The sequence below is a fragment of the Synechococcus sp. RC10A2 genome (assembly GCF_047502605.1).
On record NZ_JANSHP010000091.1, the window covers coordinates 1 to 15,871 of the forward strand.

The following is a 15,871-nucleotide window of genomic DNA, read 5'->3' on the forward strand; positions in this document are numbered from 1 at the left end:
AGAGGTTGTTTGAGCTATGAAACTATATCAACGACCCCCATCATGGGTAAGCGACCAAAGTCGCTAGCGGGCTTTTCCGGCGCGCACTCAAGTGCGGGGCTACCAAGCTATCCTTTTGTGTCTCGAGACCTGTTGGGGCTGGTAAAGAGGGGCCCTGATGGCGCAGAAGATTTTCCTGCGGGCTGTCTGAAGGTTCGGCTTCCTGCCACCGGCCCAAACAGAGCGGCAATCAAGCCTGTGGAAAACCGTCTTATCTTCGTCCCTTCCTTTGCGATACTGCTAGAGGTGATGTTGAGAGTGATAACGCGATGGCGATGCAGCATCTAGCCAGGGGCCAGCTTCGACGTCCTCAACGACAGCCAAGCTCGGCGGGATCCCGGTCGTCCCTTAGCCGGTTTGCCCCCTGCGGCCTCCTGTTCAGCCTGCTCTGGGCTGTGCCTGCCTTTGCCCAAGAAACGAAAGCGCCTGATCCTGCCGCCTTGGTTCTCCCAGATAGCCGAGCCATCCGCACCCCCAACCTGCCTCCCACCCTGTCGATCCCGCCCGAGGCCCGCCCTGCCACTCCTGCCCCGGTCTCGCAGGGGGCTGCTAGGGCCGAAGAACTGGTGGTGCCTCAATCCCCTTTGGAGGTGCGCATCGAGCGGACGGAGGGCTTGTCCTTACAAGAAGCCCTGGAGATTGCTGTTGCCCAAAACCCAGCGGTGCAGCAGGCAAGGCTGGCTGTAGAACGGGCTGAGGCTGGGGTTGCCCTGGCGCAGGCAGCTTTTGCCCCCACCCTCTCCACTCGAGCCAGTTACCAATACAGCGAACCTCCCTCGCCTGGTGGCAGGCCAAGCCGCGAAGTTCACACTCTCTCAGCTAGCGTGGTGCGGGTGGACTACACCGCTTTCGACAACGGGATCAGAGAACAAAACCTAAGACTGGCCCAAGAAGCTCTGCGCGTCGCCCAACTGCAACTGGAGCAAACCCTGCAGACAGTGAAACAAGCTGTGGCCAACGCCTACTACGATCTGCAGAGCGCCGATGCCCGAGTGGCCATCAGCCAGGCTGCCGTTGCAAGTTCTGAAGCCACCCTGCGGGATGCCCAAGCCCGAGAGCGGGCTGGGGTGGGTACCCGCTTCGAGATTCTCCAGGCGGAGACCGAATTGGCCAACAATCGACAAACCCTACTGGTGGCCCAAAACACCCAACAACTGAGCCGCCGCCGCCTGGCCGAGCTGCTGAACTTTCCCAGTCCCACTGATGTGCTGGCCAGGGATCCCATCGAGCCTGTGGGAGAGTGGGACCTGAGCCTAGAAGAGACTATTGTTGCCGCTTTTGCCCAAAGGCAAGAGCTGGAGCGCCAACGCCGAGAGTTGGAACAAGCCCAAGCTCGTGTGCGCCTGGCGCAAGCCAGCAACGGTCCCCAGATTGGTTTGTTCGCCACCCTCGATGCGGTTAACGATTTCAAGGCCAGCCGCGACAGCTTCGATATCGGCTACTCGGTCGGCGCCAATTTCAGTTTGACTTGGCTGGACGGGGGTAAGGCGGCCGCCCAGGCTCGCCAAGCCGAGATCGACGGGCAGGTGGCCGTGAACAATTTCATCGGCAGCCGTAACGAAATCCGGCGCAGTGTGGAAGAGGCTTTCCTCACGCTCAGCTCCAGCCGCGAACAGATCGACTCAGCCAAGGTAGCGATTGCCTCGGCAGAGGAGAGCCTGCGCCTGGCGCGGCTGCGCCTTCAGGCCGGGGTGGGCACGCAAACAGAGGTGATCAACGCCGAAACTGCCCTCACCACCGTCCGTGGCAACCTCTCCAATGCTGTAATCGCCTACAACCGCGCCCTGGTACAACTGCAGCGGGCCGTCGGCAGGCTTTGATCTCTGCTCGGTTCTTTCTCCCTCACCCCCAACCCCTCTCCCTCTGGGAGAGGGGAGCTAGGGCAGCTCGTTCGCGACAGCGTTGCGTAGTAATAAGGATGTGGAGAAACGTTTCGAAATAGCCATGGTGCCAAGTACCGCTGGCGCCAGCAGAAGAAACGCGACGAACTGAGAAAAATCGCCCCCTCTGGGCTTAGCCCCTGAGGTTTCCTCACGATCCGCAATGACGGCAAAAGAGAGGCCTAGAGTTTACGGGAATAGAACTCGACAACCAGCAGCTCGTTCACTGGTGCGCAGATCTGCTCTCGGGGAGGCAGTTCTTTGATACGCCCGCGCAGCTTCTCTTTGTCAAATTCCAGGTAATCGGGCAGGAACAGCCCCGGATACTCAGCGTAGGCGGCCACCAATTTGCGAGAAGACTCCTTGTTCCTTACCGTGATCACATCCCCAACTTTGCAGCCATAGCTGGGGATGGTGACTTTGCGGCCGTTGACTTCGATGTGGCCGTGGCTTACCAACTGCCGAGCCGCCGGAATGGTTGGAGCCATGCCGAGGCGAAAGACGATGCAATCCAGCCGCATCTCCAGCATCTGCAGCAAGGCTAGCCCGGTGGATCCCTTGGAGCGCCGCGCCTTGCGCATGTAGCGGAGCATCTGGCGCTCGCTCACCCCGTAGTTGAGGCGCACCTTCTGCTTCTCTTCTAGGCGGATGGCATACTCGGATTTTTTCTTGCGCTCGGCCCCGTGCATACCAGGTGGATTGGTATTTTTGGGGCGCTTGCGCGTCAAACCGGGCAGATCAAGTCCCCCGAAGCGACGAATGATCTTGAGGCGGGGACCTGTGTAGCGGGACATGCGGGCGTTTCTCCGAAATCGGCAAAGATACTCAGCAGAAGAGCACAGGCGAAAACATTGGCCGTGCGCCAAAAGAATTGGCGATCTCCTATATTAAGGTCTTAGCCCGGCCTTTAAGCAAGGGGTGAGAGCCGTTTTTTAGCTGACTTTGGGGAGCGGTGCCATTAGTCGTAGCGAACCCCCAGTTGGGTGCGGATGAAGGCGCGATCCTCGCTCAGCAGGCCGTTGAGGGTGCGCCGCTCCCCCAGGATGGGATCCGGATCCAAGCCGATGGCCTCCAGATCCGCCAGCACCATCAGCTCCACCAGTTGGGCAAAGGTCACCTTGGGCTGCCACCCCAGTACCCGCTTGGCCTTGGAGGCGTCCCCCAAGAGCAGATCCACCTCCGTGGGGCGGTAGTAGCGGGGATCGATCTCGATCAGCACGCGATCTTTGTAGAGTCCCTGTTCTTCCAGTCCGGATCCCCGCCAGGTAATGGGCATGCCCACCAAAGCAAAAGCGCGTTCGGCAAACTCCCGCACGCTGTGGGTTTCGCCAGTAGCCAGCACGTAGTCGTCCGGCTGGGGTTGTTGCAGCATCATCCACATCCCCTCGACGTAGTCCTTGGCGTAGCCCCAGTCCCGCTTGGCATCCAGGTTGCCCAGGTAGAGCTTGTCCTGCTTGCCGGCCACGATGCGGCTGACGGCGCGGGTGATCTTGCGGGTAACAAAGGTTTCTCCTCGCCGTGGGCTCTCGTGGTTGAACAAAATGCCGTTGCAGGCAAAGAGGTTGTAGGCTTCGCGGTAGTTGACTGTTTGCCAGTAGGCGTACACCTTGGCGCAGGCGTAGGGGCTGCGGGGGTAGAAGGGGGTGGTCTCCTTTTGCGGGATCTCCTGCACCAGGCCGAACATCTCCGAGGATCCCGCCTGGTAAAACTTCACCCGGATCCCCGTGCGCTGCTGGTAGTCGCGGATGGCCTCCAGGAGGCGTAGGGTGCCCATAGCCACCGCATCGACGGTGTATTCTGGCGCCTCAAAGCTGACCCGCACGTGGGATTGGGCCCCCAGGTTATACACCTCCGTCGGCTGCACCTGTTCCAGGATCTTGCGCAGGGTGGTGCCATCGGTGAGATCCCCATAGTGGAGAAACAGCCGGGCGTTGGGATCGTGGGCATCCACATAGATGTGGTCGATGCGGTCGGTATTGAAGGTGCTGGCGCGGCGGACAATGCCGTGGACTTCATAGTTTTTTTGCAACAGCAGCTCGGCCAGGTAAGAGCCATCCTGGCCGGTGATGCCGGTAATTAAGGCACGTTGGGTCATAGAGCTGGAGGCGAAAACAAGCACTTGTAAGACTTCAGCCAGAGCGGGGACTTCAGCGCCTTGCCAAGCACAAACTCGCAAAGCTGAAACCCCAAAGCCAGAATATTATAGAGCAGCGGGAACCCCTTCTCTGGGGTTCTGCTTGCTTAGGAAGAGCCCAGGTGACGATCCTTAACCTGCTGCAGGGCAGGGGTCAGGGCCATAGGCCAGGGAGCCGGCTGGCGCAGTTGCCGCACTGCCTGGGGCAGGCGCAGGACCGAGGCACGGCTGGTGCGGGCAATCGCCTCCAGATCCGGCAGGGGCTCCAACAGCACACCCTTGCGCAGGATCGGGCGCAGCAGCGGCTGGTAGCCAGGGGGCGGGCTCTCGTCGGCCTGGCCGAGCAAGTCCCCTGTGGGACCGCGGAAGATCTGCTTGCGCCCCGGCAGGGTGGCTTTGGCAAAGGAGGCCTTGGCCACTGGGATCCCGTTAATCTCCACCAATTTGTACACTCCGTTCACGCCCTCGCCGGTCACCAGCCGCGTCCCCACTCCATAGCCGCTGATAGGGGCTTGGGAGCGGTGCAGCCGTTCGATCTCGTACTCGTCCAAATCGCCGCTGACAAAGACCGGCGCCCCCTGGGGCAGGATGGCCTTGACCTGGTGGGAGAGGGCCTCCAGGTCCCCGGAGTCGATGCGCACGCCGCCGATCTCGCCTTGGGATCCCAGTTGATCCGGATGGGTGGCTGCAAAGAGCTGGGCCGCTGTGCGCGCTCCCTGGATGGGATCGTAGGTATCGATGAGCAGAACCGCCTGGGGAAAGTAGCGCCGGAAGGCTTGAAAAGCGCGGGTCTCATCGCCGGAGAGGGCGGCAATGGCCATCACCAGAGAATGGGCCATCGTGCCTGCCGGCTTGCGCCCCAGCTTGAGAGCTGCCAAGACGTTGGAGGTGGCGTTGAACCCCGCCGCCAGCGCTGCCCGCGCTGCCCACAGGCCCGCCTGGGGGCTAAAGGCTCGCCGCGTGCCGAACTCCAACAAAATGGCCTCATCCCCGGCAGCATCCCGCATGCGGGCCGCCTTGGTGGCAATCAGGGTTTGGTAGTTGAAGGTGGTCAGCAAGTAGGTTTCCACCAGTTGCGCCTGCCACAGAGGAGCCTCTACCCGCAGCAGCGGCTCGTTGGCGAAAACGGCCGTTCCTTCCGGCACTGCCCACACATCCCCCTCGAAGCGGCAGCTAGCCAGCAGCTCCCAGAAGCGTTGCGGTGCCTCGGCAAAAATGCCCGTCTCCCGCAGCGCCTGCAAGGCTTGCGGCGGAAAGTGCAACTGCTGCAGGTATTCCACCGCTTGGGCCAGCCCCATGGCGATGAGGTAGCCATAGTCGCTAGGCAAGCGCCGCACAAACAGCTCAAAGGCCGCCGGCTGATTCTCCAGCCCCTCCCCCACATAGCAGGCAGCCATTGTGAACTGGTAGAGATCCGTCAACAGGCCGTAGTCCTGGGGCTGCAGGGAGGAGAAGTCTGAATTCACCATGGAAACCTCAAGGGACAAGCCGCTGAAAAGCTAGGGGAGCGGGCAAAGAAGTCCTTGCCAAAGTTGGAGCTACTATGGTAACAGGTTTGGCCTGCCAGGGATCCCGGCGAGGTGGCCCCAGCGATAAGAGCTTGACTGCACTCTAAAAAGCCATGAACACCACTGTCCAGGGAGTAACGACTCAAGCTCCGCCGACACTTCCCTTGCCTGTTCATTTTGATCCCGAGCGGGTGGGGGAGATTTGGCGGGTGCCCTACCAACAGCGGGCCCTAGAGGCGGAGCAGTGGGCCCAAGAGCACCGCATCCCATCGGCAGAATCCGACCAGGTGCGGGTAGGCTTGTTGCTCATCGATGTGCAAAATACCTTCTGCATTCCTGGCTTTGAGCTGTTTGTGGGTGGTTCTAGCGGCCTGGGGGCGGTGGAGGATAACCGGCGTCTGTGTCAATTTATCTACCGCCACCTCGCCCACATCACCCAGATCGTGGCTACCCTGGACACCCACACCGCCATGCAGATCTTCCACCCCATCTTCTGGGTGGACGCCCAGGGATCCCATCCCGAGCCAGCTACAGCCATTTCTGCCGCCGAGATCCGCTCCGGGCGCTGGCGGGTCAACCCCGCGGTGGCCGCCAACCTCACCCAAGGGGATCTGACGCGGCTGCAGGTCTACGCCCTCCACTATGCCGAGCAATTGGAGAAAGGGGGGAAATATCCTCTCATTGTCTGGCCCTACCATTCCATGCTAGGTGGGATTGGCCATGCCCTGGTGCCGGCGGTGGAGGAGGCGATCTTCTTCCACACCATTGCCCGCTGCAGCCAGCCCAGCTTGCAGCTCAAGGGGGCCAACCCCCTGACGGAAAACTACTCCGCCCTCAGCCCGGAAGTCTTGACCGGCCCGGAAGGGGATCCCATCGACGAGAAAAATGAATCCCTTATCGGCCACCTACTGGAATTCGATGCCCTGATCGTGGCTGGCCAAGCCAAAAGCCACTGCGTCGCCTGGACGGTAAGCGACCTGCTGCAGGAGATCCAGTCCAGGGATCCCGCCCTGGCCAAGAAGATTTACCTTCTGGAAGATTGCACCTCGCCGGTGGTGATCCCCGGCGTAGTCGATTTTAGCGAGCAGGCGGAGGCGGCCTTTGCCCGCTTTGCCGCCGCGGGGATGCACCGGGTGCGCTCCACCGATCCCCTCTGGACGTGGCCTGGCTTTCCGTGGCGGAAGACTTGATCTCCTCTACCCCAGTGCTAGGATGCGGCAGGACAGGCTGTGGGAGTTTGCCTGTGGACGATCGTCCTGGCGGTGCAGATTTGCTTTGGGAAACCAGTTCCCTGCGCCCTCCCACTGGCGCCCGCGACTTTTTGCCGCGGGAAGTCCAGCGGCGGGAAAGGCTAGAGGCGCAGCTAACCCAGGTTTTTCGCCGTTACGGCTACCAACGTATCATCACGCCCACCCTGGAACGGCTAGAGACGCTACTGGCTGGGGGATCCATCCGCGCCGAGGCAGTGCTGCAGTTGCGGGACGGGGAAGGGACAATGCTGGGGTTGCGCCCGGAATTCACCGCTTCCATCGTGCGGGCAGCAGCCACGCGTCTGGCCAGCGGGCCCCTGCCGCTGCGGCTTTACTACCACGGCAACGTGTTCCGCAATAGCCGGCGGGAGGAGGGCTCCTACAGCAGCCAGGAGTTTTTCCAGTCAGGGGTGGAGCTCATCGGCGCGGGCGGATGGCTAGCCGACGCTGAGATCTTGCTGCTTTTGGCCGATTGCGTGCGCGCTGTCGGCCTCAGCAACTGGACGTTACTTTTGGGAGATGTGGGCTTGACCGAGAGCCTGCTCAACCCTGTTGCTCCCAAGGCCCAGGCGGCAGTGCGCCGCGCCATAGCCCAGCTTGACTACGTCTACCTGGAGTCCGCCCCTTTGCCAGAAGCAGCCCGCCAAATTGGCTTGCAGATTCTGGGGCTGCGCGGCCAGCCTGACCAGGTTCTACCCCAGCTTGCCCAGCTTCCGGTGCCGTCGGAGCGGCTGCGAGATCTGCGGCAGTTGTGCCAGATTCTGGAAGCCCAGCAAGTGCGGGTGGTGTTGGATCTGAGCTTGCTGCAAACCTTGGCCTACTACACCGGCATTGTCTTCCAAGCAGTGGTGGGGGGAGAAATCATCGCCTTAGGCGGGCGCTACGACCGGCTCTATGCCCTCTATAGCCCACAGCAACTGGAGCAGCCAGGGATCGGCTTTACCCTCCTGCCGGATACCCTGCTGCGGCTTTTGCCCCCCACTCCCCAGGACGAGGCAACGGGGTGCAAGCGGTTGGTGGTGCCACTGGTGCCGGCAGGGATCCCGGCGGCGCTGGCCTTGGCCGCCCGCTGGCGCGAGTCAGAGGCGGTGGAGCTGGAATTGCTGGACCGCTCCCCCGAAGAAATCGAGGCCTACGCCCGCCGCTGCCGGATCCCGGAGATTGCCTGGGTGCAGGCCGATGGCAGCTACCACATCTCCCCCGTCAAATATCCAGAGCCGCCAGATCCAACTGGGCACTGTGGGCCTCGATGAACTCCCGACGCGGCCCGACGGCATCCCCCATCAGGATGGTGAAAATGCGATCGGCTTCGGCTGCGTCTTCGATGGTGATCTGCTTGAGGACGCGCGTTGCCGGGTTCATGGTGGTTTCCCAAAGCTGCTCCGGCATCATTTCCCCCAAGCCCTTGAAGCGCTGGATGGTGTACTTGGCGTTGGCCGGCAGGCTGCGCAGAACTTGCTCCTTTTCCGCCTCGTTGTAGCAGTAGCGCACATTGTTGCGGCCCCACTCAATCTTGTAGAGGGGCGGACAGGCAATGTAGACGTAGCCCTGCTCCAAGAGCGCCTTCTGATAGCGGTAAAAGAAGGTGAGCAGCAGGGTGCGGATGTGGCTGCCGTCCACGTCGGCGTCGGTCATGAGGATGATGCGGTGGTAGCGCAGTTGGCTGGGATCGAACTCCTCGCCCTTGACCCCCAGGCCCAGCGCTGTGATCATGGCCTGAATCTCGGCGTTTTTGTAGATCTTGGCGGGATCCGCCTTCTCGATGTTGAGGATCTTGCCCCGCAAAGGCAGCACCGCCTGAAACTGGCGATCCCGTCCCTGCTTGGCGCTGCCCCCTGCCGAGTCGCCCTCCACCAAGTACACCTCCGACTCCGCCGGATCCCGGCAACTGCAGTCGGCCAGTTTCCCCGGCAGGGTGGAAGATTCCAGGGCAGACTTACGGCGCACCAGCTCCCGGGCCCGACGGGCCGCCTCGGCCGCGTTGAAGGACTGGATGGCCTTCTCGACGATCCCCCTGGCCACGTTGGGGTTGAACTCTAGGTATTCTGTAAGGGCTTCCGAGACAAGGGTCTGGACAATGCCCCGCACCTCGGTGTTGCCCAGCTTGGTTTTGGTCTGCCCCTCAAACTCAGGGTTGGGCACCTTGACTGCAAGGATGGCGGTCAGCCCCTCCCGCACATTTTCTCCCGCCAGGTTGCTGTCGGAGTCCTTGAGTTTGTTGAGCTTGCGGGCTTGGCTGTTGATGGTGAGGGTAAGGGCGGTCTTCAATCCCTCCAAGTGGGTGCCCCCCTCAGTGGTGCGGATGTTGTTGGCAAAGCCAATCAAGGTATCGGTGTAGACATCCGCGCACCACTGCAATGCCGCTTCTACCTCGACGCCATCCCGCTCCCCGCGCACATAGATAATATCGGGGTGGATGGGGGTTTTTTCGTGGTTGATGAAGGCCACATATTCCTTAATGCCGCCGGCAAATTGATAGACTTCGCGGTGAGGCGGATCCCGCCGCAGATCGCTGAAGATGATTTTCAAGCCGGCATTGAGGTAGGCCAGCTCGCGCAAGCGGGCCGCCAACAGGCTGTAGTCAAACTCCCGCTCCGGGAAGATGAGCTCATCCGGCTTAAAGCGCACCTCCGTGCCCCGCCGCTGGGCACCGGCAGGCTGCGGCTCGGACTGAAGGGATCCCACCACCGCCCCTCGCTCGAAGCGCTGGAAGTAAACCTTGCCCTCCCGCCAGACTCTGGCCTCCAACCACTCGGAGAGGGCATTCACCACCGATACCCCAACGCCGTGCAGCCCCCCGGAGACCTTGTAGCCGCCGCCGCCGAATTTGCCGCCAGCGTGCAACACAGTCATGACCGTCACCAGCGCCGACTGCCCGGTCTTGGGGTGGATGTCTACCGGGATGCCGCGGCCATTGTCCAGCACCGATACCGAGCCATCGGGGTGGAGAGTAACCTCAATTTCGTTGCAGTAGCCAGCCAGAGCTTCATCGACGGAGTTGTCCACCACCTCGTACACCAGGTGGTGCAATCCCTTCGGCCCAGTGGAGCCAATGTACATGCCAGGCCGCCTGCGCACAGCCTCCAAGCCTTCCAAAACTTGGATCTGCTCTGCACCGTAGTTCTCCGTCATTCGTAACTCCAATCCCGAAGAGAGATCCCGGCCCCCGCCGACCTAAACCCAGAGAAATTGACGCCAGAAGCCAGAGATAATCCAAATGCCAAAAACCTGCCCCCATAATAGCACAAAAGGCTAAAACGGCCACACAGCCGCTTCTGAGGGCAAACTTTGGCAGGGGATGCAGGGATGGAGATCAGTTTCTTGCCCGATCCTGGCCGAGAAAGCTCTCCACCAATCCCGGTGGCGGCTGCACCTGCAGCTCACCTTTTTCCAAATCCACAACCGGCACCAGAGCCTTCACAAAGGGGATCAACACCTGCCGCTTGTCGGGGGTGGCGATCTCCAGCACATCTTGGCCAGCGGCCCAGATGGCCGAGACATGCCCCAGCAGCCGCCCTTGATGGTAAACGGCCAGGCCGATGAGATCGGAGTAGTGGTACTCCTCCGGCTCGAGGGGCAGGCGCTGGGAAGCCGGCACCAACACCTTAGCTCCCACCCAAGCCTCTGCCGCCGTCCGATCGGGAATTCCTTCCAGCCGCACCAGGTATAGGCCCTTGGCGGGAAAAAACTGCCCCTCGATCAAAGGATGCAACAGAGGCTCCGGATCGCTATCCCGCTGCAGCCAGCGCGGCCCTGGCTCGGTAAGGCGCTCCGGAAAATCCGACCAGCACTTAACCCGCAGCCAGCCCCGCAGTCCATGAGCAGCCACCACCTGCCCCACCAGCAGCCAAGCGGTATCCCTTGAAGCTACCATAGCTGTCGCTGCTAGTCGAGCTGAGGAAAGTTCACCTCGGTCGGGAAAGCTGTGGAGCTGCCCAACTTTTGGGAAGCCCCGGAAGCGCGGGATCCCTGTTCTCCCTTGGCCACATCCACCATAGAGAGCAACCCTTGCAGGGTAGCGGGGATGGAATTGGGATCCATAAAGATCACCTTCGAGCTGGGGCTACTGCCCACCTTGAGACCCATATCGATGTAGTTTTGCGCCATCAAGTATTGCAGCGCGTTGGCTGCCTCTGGGTTTTCCTGCAAAGTGGCGGCAATGGTTTTGATGGCCTCAGCCGTGCCCTCGGCTAGGAGCAGCCGCTCGCGCTTCTCAGCTTCTGCTCGCAACAACTGCGCCTTGGCAGCCCCCGCCGCTTGGTTGATGCTGGCCTGCTGCTCCCCCTCGGATTTGAGAATGGCCGCTCGCTTCTCCCGCTCGGCAGCCATCTGCTTTTCCATCGAGTCCTGCACGGTTTTGGAGGGCTGAATCTCTCGAACTTCCACGCGGGTGATCTTGATCCCCCAGGGATCGGTGGCCTCGTCCAGTTCTGTCAAAAGGCGGGCGTTGATCTCGGCGCGGGAGGAGAAGGTCTGATCTAGATCCATGCGGCCAATTTCGGCCCGCAGGGCCGTCAGCACCAAGTTCACCAAAGCCCGCTGTACATCCTCTACTGCATAGCGAGCCTTGATCATATCCGTAATGCGCCAATAGACCACCGCATCCGCCATCAAAGAAACGTTGTCGCTGGTGATGCACTGCTGCGGCGGCACGTCCAACACCTTCTCGCGAATGGTTTCCTGGAACACAATCCTGTCGATGGGAGGAAAAATGACGTGCAGCCCGGGTGTTAGCTTGCGGTGAAACCGGCCCAGACGTTCTACCAGCGCCTCATAGCCCTGGCTGATGATCTTGACGGAGTTAAACAGGTAACCGAGGAAGATCAGGGCGATTGCCGCTAAGATGCCTGGCATAAGACGTCTCTCCTGAGTGGGAGCTTTGCCTCTTATCTTAGACGATTGTTCTCTGGGCTTGTCGGCCTTGACCTCGAGGCCCCTGAAGGCGGAGACTCTTTCTGGCTTTTTCCTAAAATTTTAAGGTTTGATGTCTTGACCCATACCTCATTGACCGGTGGGGGCAACCGGAAAGACTGAAAAGCACCTAAAGGGAGTCTGTCTATGAAACTAAACAGCAAGAACCTAGAAGTTGGCTTGAACAAAACCTACGACGTCATTGTCGCCGGTGGCGGCGCAGGGGGGCTGTCGGCGGCAATCTATCTGGCTCGCTATGGCTTGAGTTGTCTGGTGGTGGAAAAAGGCAAAGGCCGATCTTTTTGGATGCAGGATCTGCGCAATTATCTGGGCCTGCCGCCAAACACGCCAGGACGAGAGCTGTTGCGACAGGGAAGGGAGCACGCCCTCAGCTTGGGGGTGGACTATCTATGGGGCTATGTGGAAAATGTGAAGGATGAGGGAGACCTTTTTGCCGTCAAGGTCAAGGTGGGAAAAGTCAACAGCCTCTACCCCGTTTTTCGCAGCAAGTATTTGATCGCGGCAACAGGCATCATCGATCATCTGCCGCAATTGCCGGACATGCAAAATGTTTACGACTATGCCGGCTATTCATTGCATGTCTGTATGATTTGCGATGGCTACGAAATGCGGGATCAAAAGGCAGTTTTAATCGTCGGCTCAGAGGCTCAAATCAACACTGCCTTTGTCCTCAACTGGTTTACGCCTTATATCTCGGTGTTGACTCACGGCCTCTGCTCGGTCGGCCCTGAAATGCGCCAAAAACTGGCCGAGCACGGCTATCCCCTTTACGAATCTCCCATCCGCCGCTTTCTGGGCGAGAACCACCAGATGCGCGGTGTAGAGCTCGCGGATGGCACCTACATCGAGGCAACTACCGGCCTGGTGGCCATGGGAGCCAAGTACCACAACGACTATTTGAAAGGGATCCCCAACTTGCAGTGGCAGGGCGAAAACCTCGTGACCGACGAGTGGTGCCGCACCACCCATCCGCGGCTGTTCGCGGTAGGAGATTTGAAGCAAGGCCTCAATCAGGTGGCGATTGCGGTTGCTGACGGAGCGCTGGCGGCCACAGCCATTTGGCGGGACATCCGCCGAGCCTCCCCTGCTCGTCAATGGGAAGAGCGCCTGCGCTCTTAGTTTGGGCTCATTCCGCCCTCTTGAGGGAGCTGGGATGGCCCTTTGCCCTATGATTGTTGCGAAGCCCCGAGAAACTCCCATGCGTTCTCTGAAAGCGGCGATCTTTTTTTTGGTTTTCCTATTGGTGGGGCTGCAGTACTGCGCGGTGGAGGCCCAGTCTTTTTTTGATCTAAAGCTGACTCTAACCTCAGAATACGATCCTGTTCTCCCGATCGAGAGCGTTCGGGTTGTGCTCGGCAGCCCTCCCCAAGACCTGCTGGTTTACCTATCGGCTCCTTCTGCTGCCTGGGTTTACCAAGAGCGGGTAAATGGGCATTACTTGATCGATATTCCCTATGCGGTGATTACGCCCTCGACCGCTGTTGAGGTTCCTAGGGAGCTGCCCTACCGGCTGAGCTGGGGCAACCGAGACGAACAGACTGGGCGCCTGCTGATCACCCCTGCACCTGCCCAGGTAGAGGTCTTTTTGCAGCATGGCTGGACAGCGGATCCCACTTTGCTCGATCCGCTGGAAAATAGCCGGCCTTTGCAACTGCCTTTGGAAGAGGCGCTCGGGCCTTTGTTGGAAGTGCCACCTCGCTCTGCCTTTCTCACCATTGACGATGGACCTTGGCCGCAGTCCACCCCTCGCCTTTTAGAGGTTTTGGATCAGCTACAGATTCCGGCCACCTTCTTTCTCATCGGCAATCACGTTTCTCGCTTTCCAGAGTTGGCCAAAGCCATTCAAACCCACGACCACACTATAGCCAACCACACGTTTACTCACGACTATCGACGCCTCTATAGCAGCGACGAGATATTCTATGCCGAGGTGGATCAGACAACCCAACTGCTCAAGACGTTGGGCTTGGATCCCCAACTGGTGGTTCGCCCACCGGGCGGTTTTCGCTTAGACTCTGCTTTGCGTCGCGCTTTGGAACAGGCAGGGTATCAGGTTCTCTACTGGAACCTTAGTCCTGAGGATGCCTATGCCGGCCAAACAGTAGACCAGCTTTTGCAGCGGGTTCGATCCCAGTTGTCGGTGATGAAAGCCTCTGAACAACCCCTGGTTTTGCTGCTGCACGACCGCTGGCCCCATACTGCAGAAGCTTTGCCGGAGATCGTTGCTGCCGTTGAAGAGGCGGGCTATCGCTTTTTGCCCTGGCCCACTTCTAGAGATTCTGCTTGAGGGAACTGCCAACTGTCTCTTAAGCAAAACCGGGCAATCTCTTAAAATCTTAGGGTCGAGGAGTGGGGAAGTATGCGAAAGCCCTTGGATTTCTGGGGTCGGATAAGTTGGGGAGCAGCCTTGGCTCTGGCGCTACCCCTTGCTGTTAACTCTGCCCACCCCCAGCCGCTGCTTCCGCTGTTGCCGGCTGTTTCTGAGGGAGGCACCGCGCGCGAGGGAGTAGTTGCCCTCTTTCGTCAATCCATCTGGTGGGAGTTCATCCGCGGCAATCGCGGCCAAAACCTGCGCCTGTTTGCGGCCAGCCTCACCGCTTCCGATCGGCAGGATGTGGTGGCCGTGTTTGAAATCCAGCGGCAGCCGACAGTGGAGCCGGTGGTGCGCGTTCTCAGCTTCGCCCATCAGGGAGGATACGATTTTCGCCTGCTCCATGCGGCTGAGCCGATCCCCGGACGGCTGGTGGAGGCGCACCTGCGCACCGACATTACCTCCAGCGCCCAGCCCAAGCTGGTACTGCTCACCGAGCGAGGGGGAATCAGCCTGCTGCGGTCTGTCTTGATCTTGGAACACCAGCCGGAGGGGTTTGTGCCGCTGCTGAGCGTAACCGATTTAAGCAATGCCAGCTTGCGGGTCAGCTCCCAAGGGCTCCTGGTCATCTCCAGCGTGCCGGGATCCAACCGCGACTCGCGCGCCACCCTCTACCAGTGGGAGGGAGATGGCTTTGTCCGCCGCGATCTGTAACATCCCAAGTCTTCCGATTGGCGACGAGACAATAGACCGCTGGGATTCGTTCCAAATTGCCACAAAGCAGTCCCTTGCAACTCCCCTCTCCCACTGGGAGAGGGGTCGGGGGTGAGGGGAGACTCCCACTGGGAGAGGGGTCGGGGCTGCGGGAAATGTCTCTAGTCTATTGAGGAGGGCCAGAGAGCTGTTGAGCCTGCCAGCAGGCGCCTAGGCTGGGCGCTTGGCCCACCTGCCAGAGAAACAGGCTTTCGGCTCCCAGGGGATGCAGGCTCCAGGGATCCAGGTCAGCCCCAAACCAGCCGTAGGGATCGACAGGGGCGGGCTGGCCGGAATTGGTTTGGTCAAAGCGGCGCACCTCAAAGTGGAGATGGGGCCCGCTGGCACAGCCGCTGTCGCCCGACAGGCCGATCACCTCCCCGGCGGCTACCCTCTGTCCCTCCTGCACCTGGATTTGGCTGAGGTGGGCGTAGAGGGTTTCCAAGCCAGCTGGCTCGTGCAGAATGCGCACCCGCAACCCCCTGACCGGGCGACCCAAGGCAGGGCAGAAAAACGCTGGCTCCGGACGCGCTACGGTAACCCGTCCTGGGGCGGCGGCCAGGATGGGGGTGCCCACCGGCATGGCCCAGTCATAGCCGGCATGGCCATCGCTTTTGCCGCAGGGGTGCAGCGGGCCAGGGATCCAGACTTGGCCTTGCCCACTGACAAACCGTCCGTTGCCATCCTCCTCCCCCAAGGGCAAGTCGTGGTCGAAGAGGTTGGTGACGGGAAATTCCCCGACAAAGGGCTTGTGCAAAAACGGCCACTGGGGCGGCGGCGGATCCCCATTAGAAGAGCGATGGCTCTCCAGCGCCAACCGATAGTGCTCCAGATCCTGACGCTGGGCGGGATCTGGGGACCGCTGCAGCAGAAGATCCACCAGGCGCAAGGCCTGAGCCCAGTCCCGGCGCTCCACAGCCCGCCTCAACTGAGCGTACACTCCCCTCAGGGATCCCTCTGACCAAGAGGAGCTCTGCGGAAAACCAGGCAGGATGTTTACGAATTGATACAATAGGCAGCAAAATATCAGCAGGCCTACCCTGGTCAGGCCAGGCAGTTTGCTT

General features: G+C 60.5%; 13 protein-coding genes. 6 read left to right on the forward strand and 7 right to left on the reverse strand.

Going from position 1 to position 15,871, the window contains the following annotated elements:
* The first annotated feature begins 308 nt into the window (after positions 1-308).
* Positions 309-1,859: a TolC family protein gene (locus NW848_RS12380; protein WP_099812091.1), complete on the forward strand. Its 1,551-nt coding sequence runs from the start codon at positions 309-311 to the stop codon at positions 1,857-1,859.
* 242 nt (positions 1,860-2,101) lie between these two features.
* On the opposite strand, the gene rpsD is transcribed toward NW848_RS12380, so the two are convergent.
* The 3 genes from rpsD to NW848_RS12395 all read right to left on the reverse strand — a co-directional run bounded on the left by rpsD (position 2,102) and on the right by NW848_RS12395 (position 5,522).
* The gene (gene rpsD / locus NW848_RS12385) at positions 2,102-2,713 is read right to left on the reverse strand and encodes a 30S ribosomal protein S4 (RefSeq protein ID WP_011430362.1); all 612 of its coding nucleotides are present in this window, start codon (positions 2,711-2,713) and stop codon (positions 2,102-2,104) included.
* 164 nt (positions 2,714-2,877) lie between these two features.
* Positions 2,878-4,014 (reverse strand): GDP-mannose 4,6-dehydratase, encoded by a 1,137-nt coding sequence (gmd, locus tag NW848_RS12390; protein WP_011430363.1) that lies wholly within the window; start codon positions 4,012-4,014, stop codon positions 2,878-2,880.
* A 146-nt stretch (positions 4,015-4,160) separates the two neighbouring features.
* Positions 4,161-5,522, reverse strand: coding sequence for a nicotinate phosphoribosyltransferase (locus tag NW848_RS12395; protein ID WP_011430364.1), 1,362 nt, complete (start codon positions 5,520-5,522; stop codon positions 4,161-4,163).
* 152 nt (positions 5,523-5,674) lie between these two features.
* Here NW848_RS12395 and NW848_RS12400 point away from each other — a divergent pair, with 152 nt between their 5' ends.
* Positions 5,675-6,751 carry an isochorismatase gene (locus tag NW848_RS12400; protein WP_099812090.1) on the forward strand — a complete coding sequence of 359 codons (1,077 nt, stop codon included), beginning with the start codon at positions 5,675-5,677 and terminating at the stop codon, positions 6,749-6,751.
* A 53-nt stretch (positions 6,752-6,804) separates the two neighbouring features.
* On the forward strand, positions 6,805-8,064 hold the full coding sequence (locus NW848_RS12405; RefSeq protein WP_414402349.1) for an ATP phosphoribosyltransferase regulatory subunit: 1,260 nt from the start codon (positions 6,805-6,807) through the stop codon (positions 8,062-8,064).
* On the opposite strand, the gene gyrB is transcribed toward NW848_RS12405, so the two are convergent.
* The 3 genes from gyrB to NW848_RS12420 all read right to left on the reverse strand — a co-directional run bounded on the left by gyrB (position 8,015) and on the right by NW848_RS12420 (position 11,665).
* Entirely contained in the window at positions 8,015-9,943 is a 1,929-nt protein-coding gene (gene gyrB / locus NW848_RS12410) for a DNA topoisomerase (ATP-hydrolyzing) subunit B (protein WP_414402348.1), read from the reverse strand. The genes NW848_RS12405 and gyrB overlap by 50 nt on opposite strands.
* Before the next feature lie 181 nt (positions 9,944-10,124).
* Positions 10,125-10,685 carry a ribosome maturation factor RimM gene (gene rimM / locus NW848_RS12415; RefSeq protein ID WP_011430368.1) on the reverse strand — a complete coding sequence of 187 codons (561 nt, stop codon included), beginning with the start codon at positions 10,683-10,685 and terminating at the stop codon, positions 10,125-10,127.
* A gap of 11 nt (positions 10,686-10,696) precedes the next feature.
* Entirely contained in the window at positions 10,697-11,665 is a 969-nt protein-coding gene (locus tag NW848_RS12420; protein ID WP_414402347.1) for an SPFH domain-containing protein, read from the reverse strand.
* A gap of 204 nt (positions 11,666-11,869) precedes the next feature.
* Between NW848_RS12420 and NW848_RS12425 the strand changes: the two genes are divergently transcribed.
* From NW848_RS12425 to NW848_RS12435, 3 genes are all read left to right on the forward strand, one after another.
* Complete coding sequence (locus NW848_RS12425; RefSeq protein ID WP_011430371.1) at positions 11,870-12,862, forward strand: NAD(P)/FAD-dependent oxidoreductase; 993 nt, start codon at positions 11,870-11,872, stop codon at positions 12,860-12,862.
* A 79-nt stretch (positions 12,863-12,941) separates the two neighbouring features.
* The gene (locus NW848_RS12430) at positions 12,942-14,030 is read left to right on the forward strand and encodes a polysaccharide deacetylase family protein (protein ID WP_414402346.1); all 1,089 of its coding nucleotides are present in this window, start codon (positions 12,942-12,944) and stop codon (positions 14,028-14,030) included.
* A 72-nt stretch (positions 14,031-14,102) separates the two neighbouring features.
* Positions 14,103-14,768: a hypothetical protein gene (locus NW848_RS12435; RefSeq protein ID WP_011430373.1), complete on the forward strand. Its 666-nt coding sequence runs from the start codon at positions 14,103-14,105 to the stop codon at positions 14,766-14,768.
* Between the two features lie 166 nt (positions 14,769-14,934).
* Here the strand turns inward: NW848_RS12435 and NW848_RS12440 are convergent, their stop codons facing one another.
* Positions 14,935-15,735 carry a peptidoglycan DD-metalloendopeptidase family protein gene (locus tag NW848_RS12440; protein WP_414508503.1) on the reverse strand — a complete coding sequence of 267 codons (801 nt, stop codon included), beginning with the start codon at positions 15,733-15,735 and terminating at the stop codon, positions 14,935-14,937.
* Positions 15,736-15,871 lie beyond the last annotated feature (136 nt).